23 protein-coding genes are annotated in these 24,581 nt (G+C 37.0%); 3 read left to right on the forward strand and 20 right to left on the reverse strand.

Annotated elements, in window-relative coordinates; genetic code table 11:
• The first annotated feature begins 38 nt into the window (after positions 1-38).
• On the forward strand, positions 39-929 hold the full coding sequence (locus tag DFR80_RS00465; protein ID WP_114488891.1) for a DUF2971 domain-containing protein: 891 nt from the start codon (positions 39-41) through the stop codon (positions 927-929).
• A gap of 80 nt (positions 930-1,009) precedes the next feature.
• On the opposite strand, the gene DFR80_RS00470 is transcribed toward DFR80_RS00465, so the two are convergent.
• The 10 genes from DFR80_RS00470 to zupT all read right to left on the reverse strand — a co-directional run bounded on the left by DFR80_RS00470 (position 1,010) and on the right by zupT (position 10,452).
• Positions 1,010-1,540, reverse strand: a complete 531-nt coding sequence (locus tag DFR80_RS00470) for a flavodoxin domain-containing protein (protein ID WP_114488892.1) — start codon at positions 1,538-1,540, stop codon at positions 1,010-1,012.
• A gap of 192 nt (positions 1,541-1,732) precedes the next feature.
• On the reverse strand, positions 1,733-2,527 hold the full coding sequence (trpA, locus tag DFR80_RS00475) for a tryptophan synthase subunit alpha (protein ID WP_114488893.1): 795 nt from the start codon (positions 2,525-2,527) through the stop codon (positions 1,733-1,735).
• Entirely contained in the window at positions 2,520-3,704 is a 1,185-nt protein-coding gene (gene trpB / locus DFR80_RS00480; protein ID WP_114488894.1) for a tryptophan synthase subunit beta, read from the reverse strand. Before trpB ends, trpA begins: the two co-directional genes overlap by 8 nt.
• Before the next feature lie 56 nt (positions 3,705-3,760).
• Entirely contained in the window at positions 3,761-4,423 is a 663-nt protein-coding gene (locus tag DFR80_RS00485) for a phosphoribosylanthranilate isomerase (RefSeq protein ID WP_114488895.1), read from the reverse strand.
• A gap of 39 nt (positions 4,424-4,462) precedes the next feature.
• Positions 4,463-5,209 (reverse strand): indole-3-glycerol phosphate synthase TrpC, encoded by a 747-nt coding sequence (trpC, locus tag DFR80_RS00490; RefSeq protein ID WP_114488896.1) that lies wholly within the window; start codon positions 5,207-5,209, stop codon positions 4,463-4,465.
• A gap of 2 nt (positions 5,210-5,211) precedes the next feature.
• Positions 5,212-6,246, reverse strand: coding sequence for an anthranilate phosphoribosyltransferase (gene trpD, locus DFR80_RS00495; protein WP_114488897.1), 1,035 nt, complete (start codon positions 6,244-6,246; stop codon positions 5,212-5,214).
• An 86-nt stretch (positions 6,247-6,332) separates the two neighbouring features.
• A complete protein-coding gene (locus DFR80_RS00500) occupies positions 6,333-6,899 on the reverse strand; it encodes an aminodeoxychorismate/anthranilate synthase component II (protein ID WP_114488898.1) in 567 nt (188 codons plus the stop codon).
• The gene (gene trpE / locus DFR80_RS00505) at positions 6,883-8,391 is read right to left on the reverse strand and encodes an anthranilate synthase component I (RefSeq protein ID WP_114488899.1); all 1,509 of its coding nucleotides are present in this window, start codon (positions 8,389-8,391) and stop codon (positions 6,883-6,885) included. Before trpE ends, DFR80_RS00500 begins: the two co-directional genes overlap by 17 nt.
• Positions 8,392-8,772: 381 nt before the next feature.
• On the reverse strand, positions 8,773-9,588 hold the full coding sequence (locus DFR80_RS00510) for a ZIP family metal transporter (protein ID WP_114488900.1): 816 nt from the start codon (positions 9,586-9,588) through the stop codon (positions 8,773-8,775).
• 54 nt (positions 9,589-9,642) lie between these two features.
• On the reverse strand, positions 9,643-10,452 hold the full coding sequence (gene zupT, locus DFR80_RS00515) for a zinc transporter ZupT (RefSeq protein ID WP_114488901.1): 810 nt from the start codon (positions 10,450-10,452) through the stop codon (positions 9,643-9,645).
• A 175-nt stretch (positions 10,453-10,627) separates the two neighbouring features.
• Between zupT and DFR80_RS00520 the strand changes: the two genes are divergently transcribed.
• A complete protein-coding gene (locus tag DFR80_RS00520; RefSeq protein WP_114488902.1) occupies positions 10,628-12,922 on the forward strand; it encodes a family 65 glycosyl hydrolase domain-containing protein in 2,295 nt (764 codons plus the stop codon).
• Positions 12,923-12,984: 62 nt separating this feature from the next.
• Here DFR80_RS00520 and DFR80_RS00525 read toward each other — a convergent pair whose 3' ends face one another.
• From DFR80_RS00525 to DFR80_RS00555, 7 genes are all read right to left on the reverse strand, one after another.
• Entirely contained in the window at positions 12,985-13,716 is a 732-nt protein-coding gene (locus DFR80_RS00525) for an HAD family hydrolase (protein WP_114488903.1), read from the reverse strand.
• A gap of 40 nt (positions 13,717-13,756) precedes the next feature.
• Positions 13,757-14,242: a GAF domain-containing protein gene (locus DFR80_RS00530; protein WP_114488904.1), complete on the reverse strand. Its 486-nt coding sequence runs from the start codon at positions 14,240-14,242 to the stop codon at positions 13,757-13,759.
• Positions 14,243-14,332: 90 nt separating this feature from the next.
• On the reverse strand, positions 14,333-15,268 hold the full coding sequence (locus tag DFR80_RS15235; protein ID WP_181248181.1) for a lysine exporter LysO family protein: 936 nt from the start codon (positions 15,266-15,268) through the stop codon (positions 14,333-14,335).
• A 16-nt stretch (positions 15,269-15,284) separates the two neighbouring features.
• The gene (locus tag DFR80_RS00540; protein WP_114488905.1) at positions 15,285-16,355 is read right to left on the reverse strand and encodes an alanine/ornithine racemase family PLP-dependent enzyme; all 1,071 of its coding nucleotides are present in this window, start codon (positions 16,353-16,355) and stop codon (positions 15,285-15,287) included.
• A gap of 185 nt (positions 16,356-16,540) precedes the next feature.
• Positions 16,541-16,981 (reverse strand): Hsp20/alpha crystallin family protein, encoded by a 441-nt coding sequence (locus tag DFR80_RS00545; RefSeq protein WP_108140688.1) that lies wholly within the window; start codon positions 16,979-16,981, stop codon positions 16,541-16,543.
• Positions 16,982-17,143: 162 nt separating this feature from the next.
• Positions 17,144-18,289 (reverse strand): N-acetylglucosamine-6-phosphate deacetylase, encoded by a 1,146-nt coding sequence (gene nagA, locus DFR80_RS00550; protein WP_114488906.1) that lies wholly within the window; start codon positions 18,287-18,289, stop codon positions 17,144-17,146.
• Between the two features lie 96 nt (positions 18,290-18,385).
• On the reverse strand, positions 18,386-20,803 hold the full coding sequence (locus DFR80_RS00555) for a Lon protease family protein (protein WP_114488907.1): 2,418 nt from the start codon (positions 20,801-20,803) through the stop codon (positions 18,386-18,388).
• A 240-nt stretch (positions 20,804-21,043) separates the two neighbouring features.
• On the opposite strand from DFR80_RS00555, the gene DFR80_RS00560 reads away from it, so the two are divergent.
• Positions 21,044-21,724 (forward strand): redox-sensing transcriptional repressor Rex, encoded by a 681-nt coding sequence (locus DFR80_RS00560; protein ID WP_114488908.1) that lies wholly within the window; start codon positions 21,044-21,046, stop codon positions 21,722-21,724.
• Here the strand turns inward: DFR80_RS00560 and hydA are convergent.
• The 3 genes from hydA to DFR80_RS00575 are packed head-to-tail and all read right to left on the reverse strand — an operon-like array spanning position 21,693 to position 24,517.
• Positions 21,693-23,081 carry a dihydropyrimidinase gene (hydA, locus tag DFR80_RS00565; RefSeq protein WP_108140697.1) on the reverse strand — a complete coding sequence of 463 codons (1,389 nt, stop codon included), beginning with the start codon at positions 23,079-23,081 and terminating at the stop codon, positions 21,693-21,695. The genes DFR80_RS00560 and hydA overlap by 32 nt on opposite strands.
• 16 nt (positions 23,082-23,097) lie before the next feature.
• Positions 23,098-23,826, reverse strand: coding sequence for an ABC transporter ATP-binding protein (locus tag DFR80_RS00570; protein ID WP_108140699.1), 729 nt, complete (start codon positions 23,824-23,826; stop codon positions 23,098-23,100).
• Entirely contained in the window at positions 23,813-24,517 is a 705-nt protein-coding gene (locus tag DFR80_RS00575) for an ABC transporter permease (RefSeq protein ID WP_108140701.1), read from the reverse strand. The genes DFR80_RS00570 and DFR80_RS00575 overlap by 14 nt, the downstream gene beginning before the upstream one ends.
• Between the last annotated feature and the right edge of the window lie 64 nt (positions 24,518-24,581).

Raw genomic sequence — 24,581 nt, forward strand, 5'->3', positions numbered from 1 at the left:
AAAATCTATGTTTTATGAATTTTTTAGGGGGTTAAATATTGAAATTTAACAAAAATATTATTAAAAAATTGAACAAACCAAATATAATATATCATTATACTAATTCAAAAACTGCTTTAGAATATATACTTAATAATAAAAATTTAAAATTATCATCTATCAGTAAAACTAATGATCCAGCAGAATATAATGATTGGGGCTACTTTAGTTTTAGTGATAAAAAAATAATAAAAAAAACTGTGAAATTATACCCGAAAATTTCTAGAAAAGTTAGGGAAGAAACAAAATTTATTTCTTTTTGTAAAAATAGTGTTAAATTTAATCAAAATGAAGATTATAATTATAAAGATCAAAAAATTATTGAGGGTTTAGGTTGTTCTAAATTAAGAATGTGGTCTCAATATGGAGAAGATCAAAAGGGGGTTTGTTTAGCTTTTGACTTAAAAAAATTAGAGGAAGAAATCAAGAATGGTATAAATAAAAAAAATGATTATTGGGAATCTGATGAGATTAAATATAAAAGTTTGCCATTATTTAATCAAAAGAAATTAGAGATAAAACCTGAAAAAGTAGAAGAATTTGGTGAAAATTATGTTGATAAATTTATAAAGGAAAGGAAAAAGGAATTATTTTTTACAAAGCATAAAGATTATAAAGATGAGAATGAACACCGAATTATAGTACATGATCCTAAAGATGAACTTGAATTTATTAATATAACCTCTAGTTTATGTGGCATAATTTTAGGAGACAATTTTAATGAAGTATATAAACCTTTAGTTCAAAAATATGTTGAGAATTTCAATGATAAACGAAAAATCTTTTTATATAAAATTTATTTTCGTAATGGATGTATTTCTATAAGAGAAGCAAATGAAAACTTTAAAGATTTATCTGATAATGGATGGGTTAAATCTTCGCAAAAGTAGGGTTTGCTGTAATCTAATGATATCGAATTCCTTTAAGAGAGCCTAGTGCTTTTCAGCATTAGGCTCTCTTAATAAATATTTTATTTAAAATACTCCACAATTTCCTTTATATTATCTTTATCTGTAAAATCAACCGGCTTCTCATAAGCAGCAAGTAAGCCTTTTTCTTCTTCGGTCAGTTCTTCACCCTTTTTCTTTTTACTATTTAATTTCCACTTCATTGTTCCCATCAGAACTTTATCCTTAAATCCTAATTTGCTGTAATCAAATCCTCCCCGCAGATAGAAAAACTTAAAGTAACTTTGCTCTTCCTCAGTAAAATTTTTATTTTTCACTTCTTCTATAACTTCTTCTGTTGCTGAAGAAGCACCTGTGGCAAAGACAGCTGTCTTTTTACCTTCCAGTTCTTTAATATTCTTTTTTATAAAATCTGCACCATTGATTCCTACAGCATAAAGGCTGCCGCCAAAAATATAAGCGTCATATTCTTTCAGTTTAGCTTTTGTTACTTCTTTACCTGGGATAATATCTGCTTTCAGCTCTTCAGTCAACCATTCAGCATATTTTTTGACAAAACCTGTCTTAGACCAGTAAATAATTAGAGTTTTCATTTTGCTACCCCGCTTCTTAAATTATAAATCTTTTTTAGCTATCGTTTTTATAATTAGCTTTAACTTTTAATTTTCCTGCCTAAAACATTATGATTATCTCAAAACAGCAAAAAAGGCCAGAATCAATTCTGGCCTTTTAAGGAGGGTTTATCGAGAAAAATCTATATAAATTTTAATTTACTGCCTGCTTAACTAGATCTCTTCATTTATTGCTTTTTTGATAGAGCTTACAAAATCACCGGCATTAGCAAGCATTTCTGCTTCTGTATTTCCAGCTTGAATAGCTTTAATCAAAGCACTGCCGATAATTATTCCATCCGGATAATTAATTATCTGTTTTACCTTTTCCGGGCCATCAATACCAAAACCCAGGCCCAGCGGCAGTTCACCTGCTGTTTTGCGAACCCGTTCCAGATAGCTTTCCAGTTCAGGATAAACTCCCTGCTGGTCATCACCGGTAGTCCCAAGATGAGCCACACAGTAGAGAAAACCAGAACTTTTAGCTGTGATTTCTTCAAGCCGCTTTTCAGAAGTATTGGGAGTTACCAGCATAATTTGGGAAACTCCATATTCGGCCAGATATTTAGATAACTCAGCTTTTTCATCTACCGGCAGATCAGGAATAATCACTCCGGAAATTCCTGCTTCAGCAAGTTCTCGGGCAAATTTTTCTTCTCCATAATTTAAAACTGAATTATAATAACCCATTAAAACCAGCGGCACCTCAACCTTATCCTGAATCTGATTAATCTTTGCAATCAGCTTTTTTAAAGTTGTTCCACCTTTTAGAGCTCTCTGAGAAGCTTCCTGAATCACCGGGCCATCAGCCAGCGGATCGGAAAAAGGTATTCCAAGCTCAATAATATCAACACCCTCTGCCTGCAGCCTGTAAATCAGTTTTTCCGTCAGCTCCAGACTGGGATCACCACCACTGATATAGGTTACTAAAGGTTTTTTATCCTTAAATTGTGCTGAAATTTTATTCATCTTTTTCTGCCTCCCTGATCTTCTTAAAGTTATTTATATCCTTATCGCCCCGGCCGGAAAGGTTAACCACAATTATCTGATCTTCCCCCAGTTTAGGAGCAAGTTTTTCTAAATAAGAGAGGGCATGAGAACTCTCCAGAGCCGGGATAATTCCTTCTTTTTCACTTAAAAGCTTGAAAGCTGCTACAGCTTCCAGATCAGTTGCTGACTGATAGTCTACTCGCTTTATTGATTTTAAGTAGCTGTGTTCAGGTCCCACTCCCGGGTAGTCAAGCCCTGCAGAAATAGAATAGGCTGGTATAACCTGACCATCATCATCCTGGAGCAGATAAGACTTGCTGCCGTGTAGAACTCCGACTCGGCCGACTGATAGAGTTGCTGCATGCTCACCACTCTCAATTCCCTTACCGGAGGCTTCAATTCCAATTAAATTTACTTCCTGATCTTCAACAAAGGGATAAAAAATACCCATTGCATTACTGCCGCCGCCAACACAGGCTAAAATATAATCCGGCAGCCGCCCTTCCTTTTCTTTAATCTGCTTTTTTGCTTCATCTCCAATAATTCGCTGAAAGTCACGCACCATCTCCGGGTAGGGATGAGGACCAACAACAGAACCAATGATGTAGTGAGTATCTTCGACATTAGTTACCCAGTCGCGAATTGCCTCATTAGTAGCATCTTTTAAAGTCTGGGTGCCGCTGGTTACCGGAATAACTTCTGCCCCCAGCATCTCCATCTTATAAACATTTAAAGCCTGCCTCTCAATATCTTCTGCTCCCATATAAATTTCACAGTCCAAATTAAAGCGGGCTGCCACTGTAGCTGTTGCCACCCCGTGCTGGCCGGCACCGGTCTCTGCGATTATTCTCTTTTTACCCATCTTTTTAGCCAGCAGAATCTGCCCTAAAGTATTATTGATTTTATGGGCTCCGGTGTGGTTTAAATCCTCCCGCTTTAGATAAATTTTTGCTCCCCCGTAGTGTCTGGTTAACTGCTCAGCATAATATAAGGAAGTCGGTCTGCCGCTGTAATCAGCCAGCAGTGACTTTAACTCATTAATAAAATCTGGATCTTCTTTCATCTCTAAATAAACATCTTCCAGCTCATCTAAAGCCGGCATTAAGGTTTCTGGAACAAAACGTCCCCCAAATTCTTCAAAATATCCTCTGCTCATCTTCTCTACTCCTTTCAAATTTTAAAAATATATCAGTAAAATAATTTAAAGTTCAATTACTGTTTCGACTTCAGCTTTAACTTTGCCTCAGTTCTGGGTTTGAAATTTTTGATTTTTTCTACCGTTTCCTTTAACAACCTGTGATTTTTTTTGCCCGGCTCGTTTTCAATCCTGCTATTTATGTCTACTGCAGCTGGATTAAGCCTTTGTAATGCCTCATTTATATTTTCATTTCCCAGTCCCCCGGCGAGAATATATGGTATTTCTAAATCTCTGATTAAAGACCAGTCAAAACTTCTGCCCGTTCCTCCGGTCTGATTTCCAATTTTAGTGTCAAAAAGCAGAAAGTCTGCTGTTTTTTTGTACTTTTCAATTTCTTTTAAATCCTCTTCTCCAGCTATTGAAATTGCTTTGATACTTTTTAAGGTAGTACTGCTAATTAACTCTACTTCCTCACTACCGTGAAATTGAATATAGTCAAATAAACCGCTATTTGTAATCTCTTCTACCTCGCTTTTAGTTGGATTGACAACAACCGCAACTCTATTTATAAAAGGCGGCATTTTTGCTGTCAGTTCTCTAACCCGGTCCAGACTAACCTGTCTTGAACTTTCAGCAAGGATAAAACCAACTGCATCAACTCCAATATTTACTGCAAATTTAATATCTCTGCTGCGTGTCATTCCACAAACTTTAATCATCGTTCTATTTTCTAACACCAAATCACCTCTATATTTAAATGATTACTAATTAATATTTTAGTCAATCAATCCCAGTTCCTTAACCTTAGCAGTTGGATCTTCTGCCCTCATCAGGGTCTCACCAATTAGAACTCCGTCAACACCAACTTCTTTTAAATAATCTATGTCAGCTTTTGTTTTAATCCCACTTTCTGCAATCAGGTAATAGTCATTCCTCAGATTAATTTTTTCTAATTCAGCTGCCAGCTCTGCTGTTGTCTTTAGATCAACACTAAAATCATTTAAATCCCGATTATTGATTCCAATAATTTCTGCCTCAGTATTAATCACTCTTTCCAGCTCATCGCGATTATGAACCTCAACAATCGCCTCCATTTTAAGCTCTCTGGATAATGCTAAAAGCTCTCGCAGCCTCTCATCACTTAGTACAGCAGCTATTAAGAGTACCACATCAGCCCCAATAAAAAAACTTTCATAAAGTTGCAGTGGATCGATAATAAATTCCTTCCGTAATATTGGTAGGTCTGTCAGCTGCCGCATTTCCTTTAGAATTTCATTACTCCCCTGAAAAAAATTCTGATCTGTTAAAATTGAAATCCCTGCTGCTCCTGCCTGCTGATAAGATTTAAGTTGGGCTTCTGGATTGAAATCAGGCTGAATCAGTCCCTTGCTGGGAGAAGCTTTTTTGATTTCTGCCAGCAGAGAGATCCCTTTCCGGGCCAGCTTCTTTTTTAAAGAATGCCGCGGTTTTTTTAGTTCCGAAACTTCTTTTTTCTTCTCTAAAATAATTTTATCTAAAATCATTACTACACCGCCCCGGAACTATTAGCAAATGAATTGCTGCAGTTGATAAGTTCTTCCAGTTTCTGCATGGCCTGACCGCTGTCTATCAGTTCTGCTGCCAGTTTTACACCTTCCTCTAAATCTTTAACTTTACCTTCAACCAGAAATGCTGCAGCAGAGTTTAAAAGAATCACGTCTCTTTTGGGTCCCTTTTTACCCTTTAGTATATTTAAAGTAATCTCTTTATTTTCTTCCGGACTTCCCCCTAAGATCTCCTGGATTGCTGCTTTTTTCAGTCCTGCCTCGGTCGGACTGAAATTGAATTCCTTAACAACACCATCTTTTAAATAGGCTGTTTTATTTTCTCCAGCCAGTGACAGCTCATCTACCCCTCCAGCACCGTGAACAACCATTGCTGATTTTAAACCTAGATTTTTGAGAACATGGGCCAGCGGCATAACTAATTCTTCCTTATAAACTCCCAGCACCTGATAGTCAGCCTGTGCCGGATTGGTCAGGGGTCCCAGAATGTTAAAGATTGTTCTTAAACCCAGCTCTTTTCGCGGTCCGATTGCATATTTCATTGCCTGGTGAAAATGAGGGGCGAATAAAAATGAAATCCCAACCTGATCCAGACAATTACCTGCCTCTGCTGGTGATAAATCAATTTTTACTCCCAGTGCTTCCAGCAGATCCGCACTACCACTTTTTGAAGATACTGAGCGGTTACCATGTTTGGCTACCTTTAAGCCTCCTGCTGCCATTACAATTGCAGTAGTTGTAGAAATATTGAAGGTTCCCTTCTCATCTCCTCCGGTTCCACAGCTGTCGATTAAATCTTTACTTTCTGTTTTGACTGCAGCAGCTTTATTCCGCATCACACTGGCTGCTCCTGTAATCTCATCTATAGTTTCACCTTTCATCCTTAAACCTACTAAAAAGCCAGCCAGCTGACTGTCAGTAGTCTTTCCTTCCATCACCATCGTCATTGCCTCTTCCATCTCACTCAATGTTAGGTTCTCTCTGCTCACTACTTTATCTAAATGTTTATTAAACATCTTCTCTCCTCCTCTAATTATATTTATCTCAGCTCAGCTCAATTTTTTCAAAATTATTCTATTAAATCACTTTCACTAATAAACTGTCAATTTAATTCAAGAAAATTTTTAATTAAATCCCGCCCGGCATCAGTTAGAATTGATTCAGGATGAAACTGGACACCATAAACCGGATAATTCTTATGCTTTAAAGCCATAATTTCTCCTTCTTCAGTTTCTGCCAGCACTTCAAGTTTAGAACTCAAACTTTTTTTATCTACTATCAGAGAATGATAGCGGGTTGCCAGAAAACCATCTTCAACTCCGTTAAAAAGCCCATCCTCTTTTAACTTTTTAATTGCTGAAACTTTGCCGTGCACAATTCGGTCAGCTGCTACAACCTGAGAACCAAAAACCTCTCCAATACACTGATGACCGAGGCAAACTCCCAGAATATCAATTTTGTCCTTAAAACATTCTATAACTTCTTTAGAAATCCCTGCATCATCAGGTCTGCCCGGTCCGGGAGAAATTATAATTTTATCAGGTGCCATAATCGCTATCTCAGCCACAGTCAGCTTATCATTTCTCAGCACTTTAACTTCATCAAATTCTTCCAGCAAATGGACCAAATTATAGGTAAAGGAATCATAATTATCAATTACTAAAATCACGGATACCATCCTCTCTTACCACTTCCAGGGCATCAAATAAGGCACGGCCCTTGTTCAGTGTCTCCTGATATTCTTTAATCGGATCTGAATCGGCAACTATTCCCGCTCCAACCTGTAAGTTAAGTCTGCCGTCAACCAGCGAAAAGGTTCTGATAGTAATACAGCTGTCTAGATTCCCGTTAAAACTCAAATAGGCAACAGTACCTGCATAAACTCCCCGTGCTTCTTTTTCCAGCCTGTCAATTAACTCAACTGCTTTAATCTTCGGAGCACCAGAAACTGTTCCAGCAGGAAAAACTGCTTTCAGTACATCCAGACTGTCAAACCCCTCTCTTAAATCAGCCTCCACCTGAGAGACAATATGCATTACCTTGGAATAAAACTCAACCTCCATCAGTTCTGTTACTTCAACACTTCCTCTGGCTGCAATTCGACTTAAGTCATTACGGCCTAAATCCAGCAGCATTGTGTGTTCTGCCTTTTCCTTTTCATCACTTAGTAAATCAATTTTTAATTCCTGATCTTCTCTGCTGTCTCTGCCCCTGGGTCTGGTCCCTGCCAGCGGTCGAGTCAGAACCCTTTGATCTCTTACCCTTACCAGCACCTCAGGTGAGGAGCCGATAATTCTTATTTCCGGGAAATTCAAGTAAAAAGAATAGGGTGAGGGGTTTATCGATCTTAAAGCCCGGTAAATTTTAAATGGCGGCAGATCATTTTCTATCGAGAATTTCTGAGAGAGAACAATCTGAAATATATCTCCGGCTCTGATATGTTCTTTTGCCTTTTCCACCATCTTTTTAAACTCTCCCTTTTCAGTATTCGACTTTAGTTTTTTAGAATCTTTGGGATTAGAGTTGGCTACTGCCGGTTTTAATTTTGATTCAGTGTTTTCGATTTTTTTTCTTACCTGATTAATCTCTTTTTTTGCTTCCTGAAAAATTTCTTCTTTCTTCTGCCTGCTTAAATCCGCATCTATTTTTAAATTGTTGATAATTTTAACCGTATTGTGTAGATGATCATAGGCAATAATGATTTTAGTCATTACCAGCATACTCAAAGGTGTATTGTCTTTTTTTAATTCTTTATCTGCTTCCAGGTGATAGATATCTTCCCATTTTTCGATCATCTCATAATTAAAATAGCCAACAAAGCCTCCGGAAAATGGCGGCAGCTTCTCATCTTCATAGACCTCAAGTTGATTGAGATAATCCTGAAGATAAGGAATAATCTCCTGGTCTTTAATTTTTCTGCTTTCGCCAGCTTCTATTATTTCCAGATAATCCTCTTCATTTTTTAAAACTGCTGCCGGTTTTAGTCCGATAAATGAAAAGCGGTCATTTTCTGTACTTTCCAAAAGATAGCTGTAGTCCTGGTTTAGAGCTAATTTTTTATAAAGCGAAATTGGGGTTTCCGTATCTGCTATAAACTCCTCATAAATTGGAATTAGATTATATTCTGCTGTTAGGTCCAAAAATTCAGCTTTAGTCTGCATAAATTTCCTCCTCTTACTTCTCTAATTTTCGCCCACAAATGCAAAAAACGGCCAGAGCTTGGTTAAAGCCTGACCGTAGTTATTAGTAAGAGATTTTTGGGTATTAAAATACCTAAATTCCGCTTTAGTCGTGATTTAAAGTGCAAACTTAAAATCACTTCTTAACTAAAACAAAAAAGCCAAATTTATATAAAATAGATATAAATCTGGCCCATTAAGTGCAATATTGGCTCTGCTAATCTCATCTCTAACTCTTCTCTACTAATCTGGGCTCTTCTAATCTCTAATTTTTTTAAGTATAACTGAATTTTTTAAATAAGTCAAGAAAATAATTCTTGAGCGGCTTAATTAAAATGCTGATTATCAACAAAAAATAATTTACTACCCGAGCGAAACATCTAAAAACATCATGACTGCAAAACCAAGCATCAATCCCGTTGTTGCTAAATGACTATTTCCTTCTGAGTTAGCTTCTGGAATCAATTCTTCCCCAACAACAAAGATCATTGCTCCCGCTGCAAAAGCTAATGCATATGGCAGAATTGGTCGCATATAATAAACTCCAGCCGCACCCATAACTCCAGCAATAGGTTCTACAATACCTGAAGACTGACCGTAAAGAAAACTCCTTTTTGCAGAAAGCCCTTCTCTTTTTAAAGGAATTGAAACTGCAGCCCCTTCAGGAAAGTTCTGCAGACCAATACCAACTGCCAGTGCAACTGCTCCGGCAATAGATGCAGAAGAAATATTAACTGCTGCTGCACCAAAAGCAACTCCTACAGCTAAGCCTTCCGGAAAATTATGTAATGTAACTGCCAGCACAAGTAGAATACTTCTCTGCCATTTTGTTTTAATGCCTTCAGGTTCACTTTTGGCAAGTGCAGGATGAAGATGCGGCAGAACCATGTCAACCAGACGCAGAAATATTCCTCCCATTAAAAATCCAATCACCGCCGGAATCCAGCCTGCGACTCCCAGATTTTCGGAAATTTCTATTGCAGGAGCCAGTAGAGACCAGAAGCTGGCTGCAATCATTACACCTGCAGCAAAACCAAGCATAGCATCAAGAAGTCTTCGGTCCACATCAGTAAAAAAGAAAACAATACCAGCCCCCAGAGCAGTCACAAACCAGGTGAATAGTGTTGCAAGCAGAGCCTGAGTTATTGGTGATAGAGTAACTAAAAAATCTAAAAACATAATATCAACTCCAATAATCATATTCTATTTATTTTAATAAAATTAATCTTACTTTTAAAATAACAATAAGCTGACAGCCATTACTCCCATGCCAGCTATAAAACCATAAATCTCCTGATGTTCTTTACCATATTTCCTGGAAGTAGGTAAAAGCTCATCGATAGAAATATAGACCATAATTCCTGCTACTGTACCAAAAAGAAATCCAAATACCATATCATTAAAAAATGAGCGGAGTAAAAAATATCCGATTAAGGCACCAAAAGGCTCTGCCAGACCGGAAACAAATGAATAAAATAAAGCCTTCTTTTTACTCCCGGTTGCATAATATATCGGCACAGAAACAGATATACCCTCTGGAATATTGTGAATAGCAATTGCTATTGCAATAGAAATACCTAAAGCCGGATCACTTAAAGCAGCTGCAAAAGTTGCCAGCCCCTCAGGAAAGTTGTGTATAGCTATTGCCAGGGCTGAAAAAGCACCCATTCTTTCTAAATTCTCATGATCTTCAAAATCATTAGCTTTTAAATGTGAAAGATCTGTATCCGAACGAGGCTCATGTGGATTTTCATATTCAGGTACTAACTTATCAATTAAAGCAATTATCAAAATTCCTACGAAAAATGAAAGGACTGTCACCCACTGACCTTTTTCTGGTCCATAATAGGCAACTAAAGATTCCTCTGCTTTAAAAAATATTTCAACAAAGGAAACATAAATCATCACCCCTGCTGAAAAGCCCAAAGAAATAGATAAAAACGAAGCATTTCTCCTCTTGCTAAAAAAGGCTAAAATACTACCGATCCCTGTTGCCAGGCCTGCAAAAAGTGTCAATAAAAAAGCTAAAATAACTGGGTCCACCTAATCACCTCTTTCAATTATTTTACCCCAATATTTTCAGTAATTATTATTAGTTATTTATATCATATAATATTCAGCTATAAATTAAAAGCAGAAATCAAATTTTAAGAAATTGGAAGCACTTTCAATAAACTCTCTTTTCTGATATAATTTAGCTGAAAGGCAGGTGGAAGTTATGAAAAAATATTTTGAAGTTGATGAATGGAAAGTTATTGAAAATGGTTTTGATAAAGAATATAACAGAGTTACTGAAAGTGTAATGAGTCTGGGTAATGGCCATATGGGACTTCGCGGCAATTTTGCCGAAAGCTACAGTGGTGACAGCCTGCAGGGTACATATATTGCTGGAGTTTACTATCCTGATAAAACAATTGTTGGCTGGTGGAAAAATGGCTACCCGGAGTATTTTGCTAAAATAGCAAATGCAACTAATTTTATTGCAATAGATTTAAGAATAGATGGACAGGAAATTGACTTAAACAGGGTAGAATTTAGCGATTTTAAAAGAGTTTTAAATATGAAAGAAGCCTATCTTGAGCGCTCTTTTACTGTAGAGCTTGAAGATAATAGGGTTGAAATTGTTGAGCAGCGCTTTTTAGACCAGAAAAATAAAGAAATTGCAGCTGTTAAATACTCTCTTCGTCCTCTGGATAAAAAATCTAAGATTGTGATGATCCCCAATCTTGATGGCGATGTCAAAAATGAGGATGCCAACTATGATGAGTTTTTCTGGGAAGGTTTAGGAAAAGAAAATAGTAAAGGCAAAGCAAGTCTAACTATGAAAACCAGAAAATCTGACTTTGTTGTGGCTGCAGCGATGGAGTGGGATTTAAATAAAAATAAACGTGAGGTTGAGTTGCTGACTGGTCCTGGAAAAGAAAATTATGTTGGTAATAAAATCACACTTAAAGCAGAAGCAGGAGAAAAAATCGAGTTAAATAAATATATTGCTGTCTGCACCAGCCGCGATTATAAGGATGATCAGGTCAGTAAAAAAGCTAAAAATAAGGTGTCTGAAGCTGCTATCCGGGGTTTTGATGAGCTATTTTCTGAGCATAAAGAAGCCTGGGACAGAATCTGGCAGGAAAGTGATATTAAAATTGAGGGAGATCCAGAGGCCCAACAGGGAATCCGCTTTAACATCTTTCATCTAAACCAGACCTATACCGGACATGATCCCCGCCTCAATATTGGGCCAAAAGGATTTACCGGTGAAAAATACGGTGGTTTAACCTACTGGGATACTGAAGCTTACTGTCTTCCCTTCTATCTCTCAACCCACAGTGAAGAGGTTGGCCGTAATTTACTGCTCTACAGATACCGCCACTTAGAAAAAGCTGTAGAAAACGCAGATAAATTAGGTCTGGAGGGTGCTCTGTATCCGATGGTTACAATTAATGGTGAGGAATGCCACAATGAATGGGAAATCACCTTTGAGGAAATCCACCGCAATGGAGCTATTGCTCATGCAATTAAGGATTATGTCGATTATACAGGTGATGATAATTATATAAAAGAATATGGAATCCCTGTTCTGGCACAAATTTCTCGCTTCTGGGCTGACCGGGCTCACTTTAACCCCCGCAAAGAAAAATATATGATTTTAGGGGTAACCGGCCCAAATGAATATGAAAACAATGTTAGTAATAACTGGTATACCAACCGAATTGCTGTCTGGACTCTAAAATATACTCTGGAAAACTTAGAAAAAATAAAAGAAAATGATCCGGATAAATATCAGGAATGGATTTCCGAACTGGGAATTGAAGATTCTGAGCTGGAGCTATGGCAGGATATGACAGAAAAAATGTATTATCCCTATCTGGAAGACTTTGATATTTATGCTCAGCAGGACGGTTATCTTGATAAAGAACAGAAATTAGTCTCTGATCTTGACGACAAAGATATTCCACTGCATAAAAACTGGTCCTGGGATAAGATTCTGCGCTCACCCTATATCAAACAGGCAGATGTAATGCAGGGTGTCTATTACTTTAAAGAGGATTTTGATCAGGAAAGTATTGCCCGCCACTATGACTTTTACGAACCGCGGACAGTCCACGAATCTTCACTTTCTCCCTGTATCTATTCAATTCTGGCAGCAGATTTAGAACGGGAAGAAAAGGCCTATCAGTTATATCTAAGAACAGCCCGCCTGGACCTTGATAATTACAATACTGATACAGATGACGGCCTCCACATTACCAGTATGGCCGGAACCTGGATGTCAATTGTTAAAGGTTTTGCTGGATTTGAAGTTAAAGATGGTCAGGTTCAGTTTAGACCATTTTTACCGGAAGCCTGGGATGGTTTTGAGTTTATGATCATGTTTAGAGGCCGCAGAATTAAAGTTGAAGTTGATCAGAAAAAAGCAGGTTTCTCTCTCGAAACGGGAGAAGAATTAAAAATAAAAGTTTATGATCAGGAATATCAGCTTACTGCTGCAGAAGATGTCACAGTTGAAAAATAGTAACTTGGTATTCAAAAACTCCAGTTGGGCTTAAGTCCCGACTGGAGTTTTATTTATCAATATTATATTTCTTTTTTAATTAATTCTTTTAACTCCTTTAAAGTTCCCTGCCAGGCAATGTCAAAGCTGCTGTCTTCCCGCTCAATCAGCTTATCTTCTACAATCATAGTTTCAATTCCCAGTCTGGAGGCAACGGCATCTTCCTTTAAATCATTACCAATCATCAGGCAGTTATCAGGACTCTCTTCGATTTTTTCTAATATTTCTTGATAATATTCCGGATTGGGCTTGGCATAACTCATATTTTCATAATTTGTTATCAGGGCAAAATCAGTGGGATCAATATTAACCCATTCCAGCCTCGCTTCCACTGCTTCAACCGGAAAAAGAGGATTTGTGGCCAGTACCAGTTTCTTGCCCTTTGATTTTAAATATTTAATTATTTCAGCTGGAGTCTCTTTATCCAACTTAAAATACTTAGCAAGCTCCCTAAAATCTGTTTGATAAAAATTATCAAAACGCCCCTTGATTTTTTGAGCTTCATCCTCTTCTTCTACATTCAGCTTTTCCATAAAATCATCCATAAATGCTTCCTGGTTGGACCTGGAACCATCATTTCTAATCATTTTTTCTGTAGAAGCAGTCAAAAGTCCTATAAACTCTTCTTTACTGTCACATAAATCACTAAATTTTTCCGAAAGAGCACCAAAATAATATTTTAAAAACTCATCAACTTCAATATTTAAAAGAGTTCCATCCAGATCGAAAAGAAAAACTTCTTTATCTTTAAACAAGAATATACCTCCTAGAATTTAAAATAAAACTTTTCTCTAATTAAAATTTCTCCATCAGTGGTAGAAAATTAGTTTCATCTACTAAAATTTCAACAAATTCTTTTAAATATTTGCGGTCAAACTCATCAAAGCGAGCTTTTTTAGGACTGTCTAAGTCTAAAACAGCTATAACTTCTCCCCCCACAATTACCGGCAGTACAATTTCAGAACGGGAATTCGGATCACAGGCAATATGACCGGGAAATTCATGAACATCATCAACCAGCATAATCTTTCGCTGCGAATAGGCTGTACCACAAACGCCTTTATCTTCATCAATTCTGACACAGGCAGTTTTACCCTGAAAAGGTCCTAAGACAAGCTGATCTTTTTTCCAGATATAAAAACCTGCCCAGTTTAGATCATCCATCTGATCAAATAACAGAGCTGAACTATTTGCCATATTTGCCAGCCAGTCTCCTTCGGGCTCAATTAATGCTCTCAGAGCCTGATTCATTTCTTTAAGGCTTTCTTCTTTTTTATTCATAAAACTCATCCCTTTCTAATCTCAATTGATTAAAATATATCTCTTTACTGTCAAATTCTAAAGAAATTTATTAAAAATATAAACTCCAGCTTAAATATTTAAAAATAAAGGAACCAAGATCGGTACCAGGGTTGAAAGCACAGCCCCACTAACAAACGCTGGAATCACAACCGCCTCTCCACCTGATTCTTTAACCAGTGGTAAGGTTACATCCATCGTAGTTGCTCCTCCAGGGGCAACTGCTGCCAGACTGCCAAAATATCTAACTACTAAGGGCAGAATCATAACTGTTAAAAGTTCTCGAAAAACATTGCTCAAAAAAGCAAGTGATCCCAACTCTGCACTGTGTAATTTAGAAATTAAAACTCCAGACAGGCTGTACCAGCCAAAACCGGCTCCAACTGCTGCTGACTCCCCGGCCGCAAAGCCAAAAAGATAACCGCTGATTACTGCTCCAACCAGTGAACCAAGAGCAATTAAAACTGGAATCACAAGCAGCTTCCAGCCCATCAATTTTAAATCAGCAAGAACTTCCCGGCTGGCTCCAATATCAATGCCAACTCCAAAAAGTAGTACAGCCAGCGAATAATTTGTCAGCGGATCAAGCCAAGCCTGACCAACTCCACTGAGTAAAAAATAGCCAGCTAAAATGCCCGTAACAACTGAGCCAAAAATTAAAACTGTCATTGTATTGTCAGCACTCTGATCTTCGAACTCAGACTCGGTCTCAGGATCAGCACTTAAAAGTAAATTGTTTAAATTAAAAAATCTAACAAAAATAATTACTGCCAGCAGACTAAAAATAATGCTAACAGCTGCAAAAACAAAAGCCTGAAGCCCAATTTCACCCAGCTGTAATACGATCTGATCATTGCTGCCCAGGCTGGCTCCCATTGCCAGCAGTAAAATCACCAGTCCCACTTTCGTAATTAAATCAGCAAATTTTACAAAGATATTTTCTTTTTCCAGCCAGAACCCAAGCATTATTCCTGTAAACAAGAAAAGAATTATTAAATAAAAATCCAAAAATACCCCTCCAGCTCTATTCTATATAATTTTTTGTTACATAATGAGAAGTCATCGCCCTCAGCATAGCACTGTAATTGGTTTTGAAAGTTAAAATATCGCCAACTTCCAGCTTTTCATCGGTATCAGTAATATCTGTTATTAGATGATCACTGCTGGCTCCAAGCACTTCTAAGCCTTCCAGTTCCGGATAAAGGCCGTGATAGTCAATATCCTGTTTTCCAACTGCCAGAATTGCTCTTTTCCTTAAGCCTTTATCTTCAATAATCTGGCCTCTACCTGCTCCACCAAAAGCCATTTCCCCCTCAGGATTGGAGGGCTTTTCCTGCAGCTCAACAATTTCTGCCTGCAGCCTAAAATTATAATGATTAAGACCTGTAATCAGGCTCTCATTAATAATATCTGTACCCAGCAAAATAGCCTCTCCAACTCTGAGATTTGTTATTTCAGAGGCCAACTTTTCATCTGCCAGCAGTCTGAGAGTTGCTGTATTACCGGCTGATAAAATATCAAGTTCTCTGCCCAGTTCTTCTTCAAGGCCTTTTTTGATCTTAATTAATTTCTCAGTGTTATTCTTATCAGGAATAATGCCTGCAAAACAGCCCAGGTTGGTACCGATCCCCTTTAAATTAACTGCTGCCAGAGATTCGATAGTCCTGGCCAGTTCGCTTAAATTTTCAGCCAGAATCCCCTCTCTTCTATCACCTATATCTACCATTATAATTAAATCTATCTCTTTGCCAGCTGCCGCTGCTTTTTTTGAAAATAATTCTGCCGTTTTTAACTCTGTTACGAGAGAAGCATCAATATAAGGAACAATTTCTTCAATTTCAGAAAGCATTGGAATTCTGAGCATTAAAATCTCATCCTGAAATCCTGCCTTTCTAAACTTTATAATATTTTCAATACGTGAGTCAGCTATACTCTTAATTCCAGCCCTTTGGTAGGCTTTAAATATATTCAAGTCTCCAGCAAAGCCTTTAACAACAGCTGTTAACTTAATCTCATCAGCTGCTAAATCTCTCTGAAGTTTTTTTGCATTTTCCTCTATCTGCTTTAAATAAATATCAAGCTGTGGATAATTCAAAATTCTTCCTCCTAAAATTTTAATTAACTTTTTCCTCAATTGTTTATTTTAGTATTTAAATTATAATAGTTATTACTAAACTATAACTATATTATACTTCACAATTATAAATTCTTCAATTAATTAACTTCAGATAAAAAATAAACCCGACCATCAGGTCGGGTAATTTAGATCTTCTTAAAAATTTATTCAATATCAATTGTACGCTTTTTAACAGGAGTTTTTTCTTCTTTAGGCAGATGAACCTTTAAAATACCTTCTTCATATTCTGCCTTAATATCATCCTGATTTACATTTTCGAGATAGAAACTGCGGCTATATCTGCCAGCTCTTCTCTCACGACGAATATAATTTTCTTTCTTTTCTTCTTTTTCTTCTTTGTGCTCAGCAGAAATTGTTAGATAATCATCATTAATTTCCAGATTGATATCTTCTTTGTTCATGCCTGGCATTTCAGCTTCAATAGTGTATTCGTCATCACTTTCTTTAATATCAGCTCTAAAACTGCGTCCGGCAAAATCCATAACATCATCAAAGAAACCGGAAACCAGGCTGTTGAAAGGATCTTCTTCTCTTTCAGCAACATCTCTCCGACTGCGGTTTCTAAATGGTACTAAATCAAACATAAAACCACCTCCGAATTTAAATTGATATTATTTTTTCACTTTTATTATCTACTTATATTATATGCCCAAAGTCAGGGAAGGTCAAAAATGTAAAAGAGTAAATTTCAGTTTTAAAAACAGATTAAAGGCAATTAGCTCTCTCAATCTATATAATTCTTAAATTTATTGCCTTATTTCTTTTCCCTTAACAAAGGTCTTCTGAACTTTAAAATTCTGATCAAAAAGCACCAGATCAGCCTGATAACCGGACTTAAGTCTGCCCAACTTATGGGCTAAATTTAATTTTTCAACCGGATTTAAAGTTACCATTCTGAAGATTTCTGGAACTGTTAGATCTGTAACTTCAAGTAAGTTTCTTACTGCCTGATCAAGAGTTAAAACACTGCCTGCTAAAACACCGGATTCAAGTCTGGCAGCCCCATCTTTGACAATTACTTTTTGGCCGCCCAACTCATATTCGCCCTCTTCTAAGCCGGTTGCCTCCATTCCATCGGAAACTAAAATTACTCTGTCGACACCCTTGGCCTGAATGGTAAACCGATCGACAGCCTGATGGTGATGGATCAAATCAACAATTAATTCTACTGTAGCTTCCGAATCAAAGGCAGCTCCAACCAGACCCGGTTTGCGGTGGTGCAGACCGGTCATCGCATTATATAAGTGGGTAAAGTGATCCATTCCTGCCTGATAAGCCTGCTGAAATTCTTCGTAAGTTGCGGCAGAATGACCGGCAGAAGCAGTAATTTTATGCTCGTTAAGTTCTTCAATTAGCGCCAGTGCTCCCTCAACTTCAGGAGCCATAGTTACAATTTCTACTACATCATAAAAGTCTCTTAAAAGTTCAAGCTCTGGCTTAATTAAATTTTCACTGTTCTGGGCGCCAATATAATCAGGACTAATAAATGGTCCTTCAACATGAGTTCCCAGAACCCGAGCACCATCTGTGCCCTCTTTTTTAGCCTGACGAATATTTTGCAGAGCAGCCTGAATTTTATCTCTGGCCATTGTCATAGTTGTCGGCAGAAAAGAAGTTACCCCATGAGAGGCCAGAACTTTACTGATTTTATTTAAGGCCTCAGTCGAAGCATCCATGGTATCAAAACCTCCACCACCATGGATATGGGTATCGATCATTCCCGGAGCAAGATAACCACCCCGGGCATCTATAACCTCCATTTCAGCTTCCTCACTTAGATTATAGGCAGCCACTTTTTCAATTTCAGCCTCTGCTTCCGAAAAAATTAATGAACCATTATTAATTATTCTATCTTCTAAAATTATATTTGCATTTTTAATTATTTTTCTCATTATTTTCACCTCTAACTACAATCTATCTGATTTTAAATATTATTTAAAGAAAATCAACAACATTTTTTATTCAGATAAATTGCTGGACTAATTTATTTAATCTTCATCGCTATTATTTTCTGCATTATTTTCTTCTTCATCTTCTTCTAGCTCTCCATAATTTTCTGCTTCCAGCTCAGCATATTCTTCTAATTTTTCTTTTACAGCACTGTGGATTTGATCCGCCTCTTTAGCGAGCATAATCTCCAGGGCCTGATCAATATCATCTATACTGTAAAGGTTGAATTTACCCTGATCTACTGCTTCAACCACTTCCTGATTCAGCATTAAGTTATCCAGATTTCGCTGGGGAATTATCACTCCCTGCTCACCAGTAAGTCCTTTAGCCTGACAGACTTTAAAGAAACCTTCAATCTTTTCGTTGACTCCACCTATTGGCTGAACAACTCCTTTTTGATTCATTGAACCTGTAATTGCTATGTCCTGCCGAACTGGAATTCCAGCCAGGGAAGAAAGCAGAGCGACTACTTCAGCACAGGTTGCACTATCACCGTCAACTCCACCATAACTCTGCTCAAAGGCAATCGAAGCTGTAAGGCTGAGTGGGGAATCCTGGGCGTATTTACCTCCTAAATAACCGGTTAAAATCATAACACCTTTGCTGTGAATCCGACCACTCATCTTGGCCTCCCGCTCAATATTAATAACTCCTTCTTTACCAAGATAACTGCGGGCTGTGATTCGGGCTGGACGACCAAAACTGTAATTACCGGCCTGATAAACCGAAAGCCCATTAATTTGACCAATTTCACTACCGCTAACATCCAGCAGAAGGTGATCTCGATCAATCTGCTCCTGAATTTTTTCTTCCAGCAGATTGGAGCGCCTCTCCTTTTCATCAATTGCTTTTTTGACAGAGCTGGCACTGACAATTTCTTCACCAAAACTATCTGACCAGACATCTGCTTCTACTAAAATCTCTATAATTTCATTGAATTTAGTTGAAAGTTTTTCGCGATCACCTGTCAGACGAGAGCTGAAATCAATCATTGCTGCAACTGCCTCTGCACTGAATTCTTTAAGCTCATCTCTATTGATCACTGAAGAAATAAAGTCAGCAAATTTTGCTATATTCTTTTTGTTTCTCTCCATTTCAATATCAAAATCTGCTTTAATTTTAAAGAGCTCAGAAAATTCATCATCATAATTATATAGTAAATAATAAATATAGGGAGAACCGATCATAATAATTTTTAGGTCAAGCTCAACTGCTTCCGGCTTTAAAGTAATTATTGGTACACTTCGGTACTGTTCCCCAATGTTTTCAACTGTGATCTCCTGATTAATTAAAGCCCGCTTGAGAGTATCCCAGCAGAAGGGATTTGTCAGCAGATCTTTGGCATGGACAATTAAAAACCCTCCATTTGCCCGGTGCAGTGAACCACTTCTGATCATTGTAAAATTAGTGGTAATAGTTCCAAACTGGCTTTTACCCTCAATCTTACCAAATAGGTTATAATAAGTGGGGTTTTTCTCATAAATCACTGGGGCTCCTTCAGTTTTACTGTTATTAACAAAAATATTGATCTGATAGCGGATAAAGAAGCTGCCGTCATCATCCTGCTGCATTGCCAGAAACGGATTTTGCTGATCCTCATCATTACTGCGGAAGCGGTCGATATTATCTACTATATCCTCCTGAACTTCTTCTAAATAATTAACTATTTCCTCACAGTCTTCATATTTATCCTGCAGGTGACAGATTATTGGCTGAACAACAGAAATACCTATCTTTTTTTCTAAAGCTGCCAGTTCATCCTGTGCCTCTTCCTTAATCGAACGAATCTCCCTCATTATCTGAGAAATTTCATTCTGGATTTTTTGACTTTTATTTCTGATTTCGTCTTTTTTCTCATCATCCATCTCTTGAAAATCTTCGCGCGAGATTGGTTCTCCATCCTCATCAATTGGTACAGGCACCAGACCCTGCGAGGTATTCTGCAGCATAAACCCTCTTTCTCGAGCGGAATCTTCAAACTCCTGCATTACTTTATTGGATTTAGGCTGATACTCATTTAAAATTTCTTTCCTTTCAGCCTCATACTCCTCTCCTTCAAATGCACGGGGGATTTCTTCCTGCAGTTCTTCGACTATTTTTTCCATATCAGTTTTTAAATCATTGCCCATTCCAGCAGGTACCCTCATCACTCTTGGTTTTTCGGGCTCAGAAAAATTAAAGACATATAAAATATCCTTCGGCTGCTCCATTTTGGCTGATTTTTCTTCGGCCATATTCTCAGCATATGTTGATTTTCCGGTTCCAGATTCTCCAGCCATAAAAATATTATAGCCGCTCTTATTAACTCTCATTCCAAAATCGAGCGAATCAGCTGCTCTATTTTGACCAATTATTTCTTCATCAATTGCAGAAAGTTCTTCTGTTGTTTCAAAATCGAGTTCTTCTGCCTTAAAATTAAAATCTAAGTTTGAAATAGGAATTTTATATTTATCCATTTTTTTCACTCCTTCTGCTGCAAAATTATTATTTTAAAATCATTAGTTAAGAAAATTCTAACATAAACTCTTTATTTATTAATTCTTCAAAAAGCAAATATATCCTGCCTCGAAAACCAACTGCTTTTTGCAATCATTTTTAGGAAAAATATGCTAATGATTGTTGAAAAAAGTTCTCAATTAAGATAAAATAAAATTAGAGAATGTTATTTTTTTAACAATAGTACTGGAGGTTAAATTATGGGAAAAGAATTAAATAAAATACCAGATATAATAATCAGCCGTCTACCGGTATATTATCAGCATCTGAAAAATTTGCAGAGTTCAACCAAAGAATATATTTCTTCGGAAGAATTGGCCGAGTTAACAGGTTTTAGCAGCTCTTTGATTCGTAAAGATCTAAGTTATTTTGGAACTTTTGGTCGTAAAAGTTATGGTTATGATGTCTACTGTCTTTTTCAGCAGATAAGTATTATTATGGGCTTTAACTATAAAAAGAAGATAATTATTATTGGAGCCGGACACCTCGGCCAGGCCTTAGCTTATAACAAAGGTTACACTGAAAGAGGTTATAAACTAATTTCTATCTTTGATAAAAATCCAAAGTTAATTGGGCTGGTAATCAATGATATCGAAATCCAGAGTGTTAATAACTTAGAAAATTTCCTGCAGAATAATAAAGTTGATGTAGCAGCCTTAACTGTTCCTGGAGCTGCAGCACAAAAAATAACCGACCGCCTGGCAGCGGCCGGAATTAAAGCTATCTGGGATTTTACTGAAGTGCCCTTAAAAGTCCCGGAAGATATTTTGTTGGAAGAACAGTTAATTAACGAAGGCCTCTGCAAATTATCAGTAAAAATGAATCAGCAGCGCCTCGATAAAAATGGTACTACAGAAGACTTGAGCTGTGGGCAAAAATAAATCTACCGCTTCCCTTTTCTGCCCGCAGTTTATTATCAAAAATCAGCTCACCGCGTCTAAATGTCATAACCGGATATCCCTTAACTGTAAAATCCTGATAAGGACTGTATTCAGCTGCAGAATGTAAGTTTTCTGCAGTTAATTTTTTCTCTACATTTGGATCAAAAACTGTTAGATCTGCATCAGTTCCCGGCTCAAGCGAACCTTTTTCTGGGTAGAGTCCGAATATTTTAGCTGGATTAATCGAAAGCAGCTCTACCATTTCTCTAATTGTAATTCGATTATTTCTAACTCCTGAACTGTAAATCAAGGACAATAAAGTTTCGGTTCCCGGTATTCCCGGCAAAATTTCCAGGCTGGAATCTGACTGCATTTTTTTTTCTTTATTAAAAGCACAGTGATCAGTTGCTACAACCTGAAACTCACTCTGACTGATGCCCTCCCATAGAATTTGGTTATCATATTTATTTCTCAGTGGTGGTGTCATTAAAAATAGCTGGGCATCCTCACGGGTTAAATATGAATTATCAAGCATTAAATAATGAGGAGTTGTTTCTGCATAAATTTGAGCTTTCACTGCTCTTAATTCTCTAACAGCTTCCAGTCCTTCTGCAGAAGACAGATGAACAATATAGAGTGGAATATCAGCTTTCAGAGCCTCTTCCCCCATATCTTTAACTGCTAGTGCTTCCGCAGCTGCAGGTCTAATGGAAGGATGGTATCTGGGCTCTATTAAATTTCTTTTGCTGTAGGCGGCTTTTAAATCCTGGATTAAATCATCATCTTCAGCATGTACCTGGGGTAAAATTTCAATCTCTTTTAAGCGTTTAAATAATTCAGACCATTTATCCCTTTCTATCATATAACCAACATCTTTATAGGTAGTAAAAAGCTTAATACTTGCCAGACCCAGTTCCTTTAAATCGGCTAAATTCTCTGAAATTTTAGAGTTGAATTTCTGAACTACCTGATGAAAATTATAATCTATAATTGAATCCTGAGCTTCCTTTTTTCTTTCAGCAACTGATTTTTTGAAGTTTCCATCTTCTGGAAAATCAATATAGTCAATAACAGTTGTTACTCCTCCGGCTGCTGCAGCAATACTACCCTGATAAAAATCATCTGCAGTTACAGTCCCTCGAGAGTGGAGTGAATAGTGGGTATGGGCATCTATAATCCCCGGAAATAGATATTTACCAGCAAGATCAATTACTTTAAATTCTCCTTTTTGTTCATCTGCTTCAAAAAAACCACGCTTTTCTTCAGCAGCAATTTTTTCTCCCTCAATAACTAAATCTGACTTTCTGATACCTTTATCATCAACAACCTTGGCATTTTTTAATAGGATTTTTTTCATTTTCTTCACCTCTATACTATACTAATTCTGCTATTGGGGATTCGATTCCTGCACCAAATAATTCAAAATTGAAATTATTTATAGCTTTAGTTATTTCTACTTCTCCAGCTTTAAGTAAAGTTATCTGGTCTGCAAGCTGTTTAATCTGCCTCCTGTCATGACTGACCATCACCACAGTCATCTCATCGGTCACCAGATCAGCAAAATGAGAATTAAAAAATTGAATGCTTTCTTCATCTAAATTTGTAGTTGCTTCATCTACAAATAAAATCTCGGGATCTGAAATCAAAGCTCTAGCAATTGAAGTTTTTTGTCTTTCTCCTCCAGAAAGAGTATGAGCTGACTGTTCCAGCAGGTCAGTTATTTCAAGTCTGGATGCTATCTCTTTTACTTTTTTGTTGATTATTTCCTGATCAATATCTCTTAGTTTTAAAGGTAATGCAATATTATAAAAAACATTACCGCGGTAAAGATAAGGATCCTGCCAGATTACAGAAAGTTTGCGCCTGAGTTCTAAATTCTGCTGATCTTTTTTTACTAACCGGCCTTTATAGAAAAGTTCTCCCTGATAATCCTGGTCAACCAGACTTAAAATATTTAAAAGAGAAGTTTTACCACTGCCATTACCGCCAATAATAAAATTAAACTTATTTTTTAAAACTGAAAACTGATCGATATCTAAAATAGTCTTATCCCTGCAGACCTTTTTAATCTTTTTAACTTCAATAATTTTATCTTCTGGCATAATTTTTTCCCTCCTGCAGAAAATAAGTAACAAAATTAATTAAAAATGAAAGCGATAAGAGAATAATTCCTAATGCCAGGGCAAAAGCAAAGCGGCCTTTATTTGTTTCCAGAGACATAGCAGTTGTTATAGTTCTGGTAACTCCTTTTATATTTCCACCCAGCATCATGGAAACTCCAATCTCTCCTAAAACTCTACCAAATCCAGCAATCACAGCACCAATAATTCCATATCTAGCTTCTAAAATTAAAAGCTTAAACTTCTGGCTGCGGCTGGCCCCCATTGAAGTTGCTGTTTTGTAAAGTTTTTCATCCATTGAAAATATAACATTTCTAATCAGAGCAGTTATTAAAGGTATGATCAGTATTACCTGCCCCATTATAATTCCAATTGGTGTAAAAAGCAGATCCAGCTCTCCTAAAACTCCTCTGCGTGATATAAGTGAGTAAACAAAAATACCGATCACAACTGTGGGCAAGCTGAGCAATGTGTTTAAAATAATATTAATAAATTTCTTGCTTTTAAATTTATTCCGGGCAATTAAAATTGCCAGTGGAATAGAAATAATTGAAGCTATTAAAGTTGATGAGATAGAAATTTTAAGTGAAGTTGTAACTACCTGGATAACTTCTGGATCAAGGTTGATTATTAGCTGTAGAGCTCTGATTATTGCATCAGTATAATAGTCCACATTTTTCCTCCTGAATATCAAAATTAGATTAGCCAGCTGCAGATTAGAACTGTAGCCAGCTGAG

Origin of the sequence: Halanaerobium sp. ST460_2HS_T2 (assembly GCF_003337665.1) — a bacterium.
Classification (GTDB): domain Bacteria; phylum Bacillota; class Halanaerobiia; order Halanaerobiales; family Halanaerobiaceae; genus Halanaerobium; species Halanaerobium kushneri.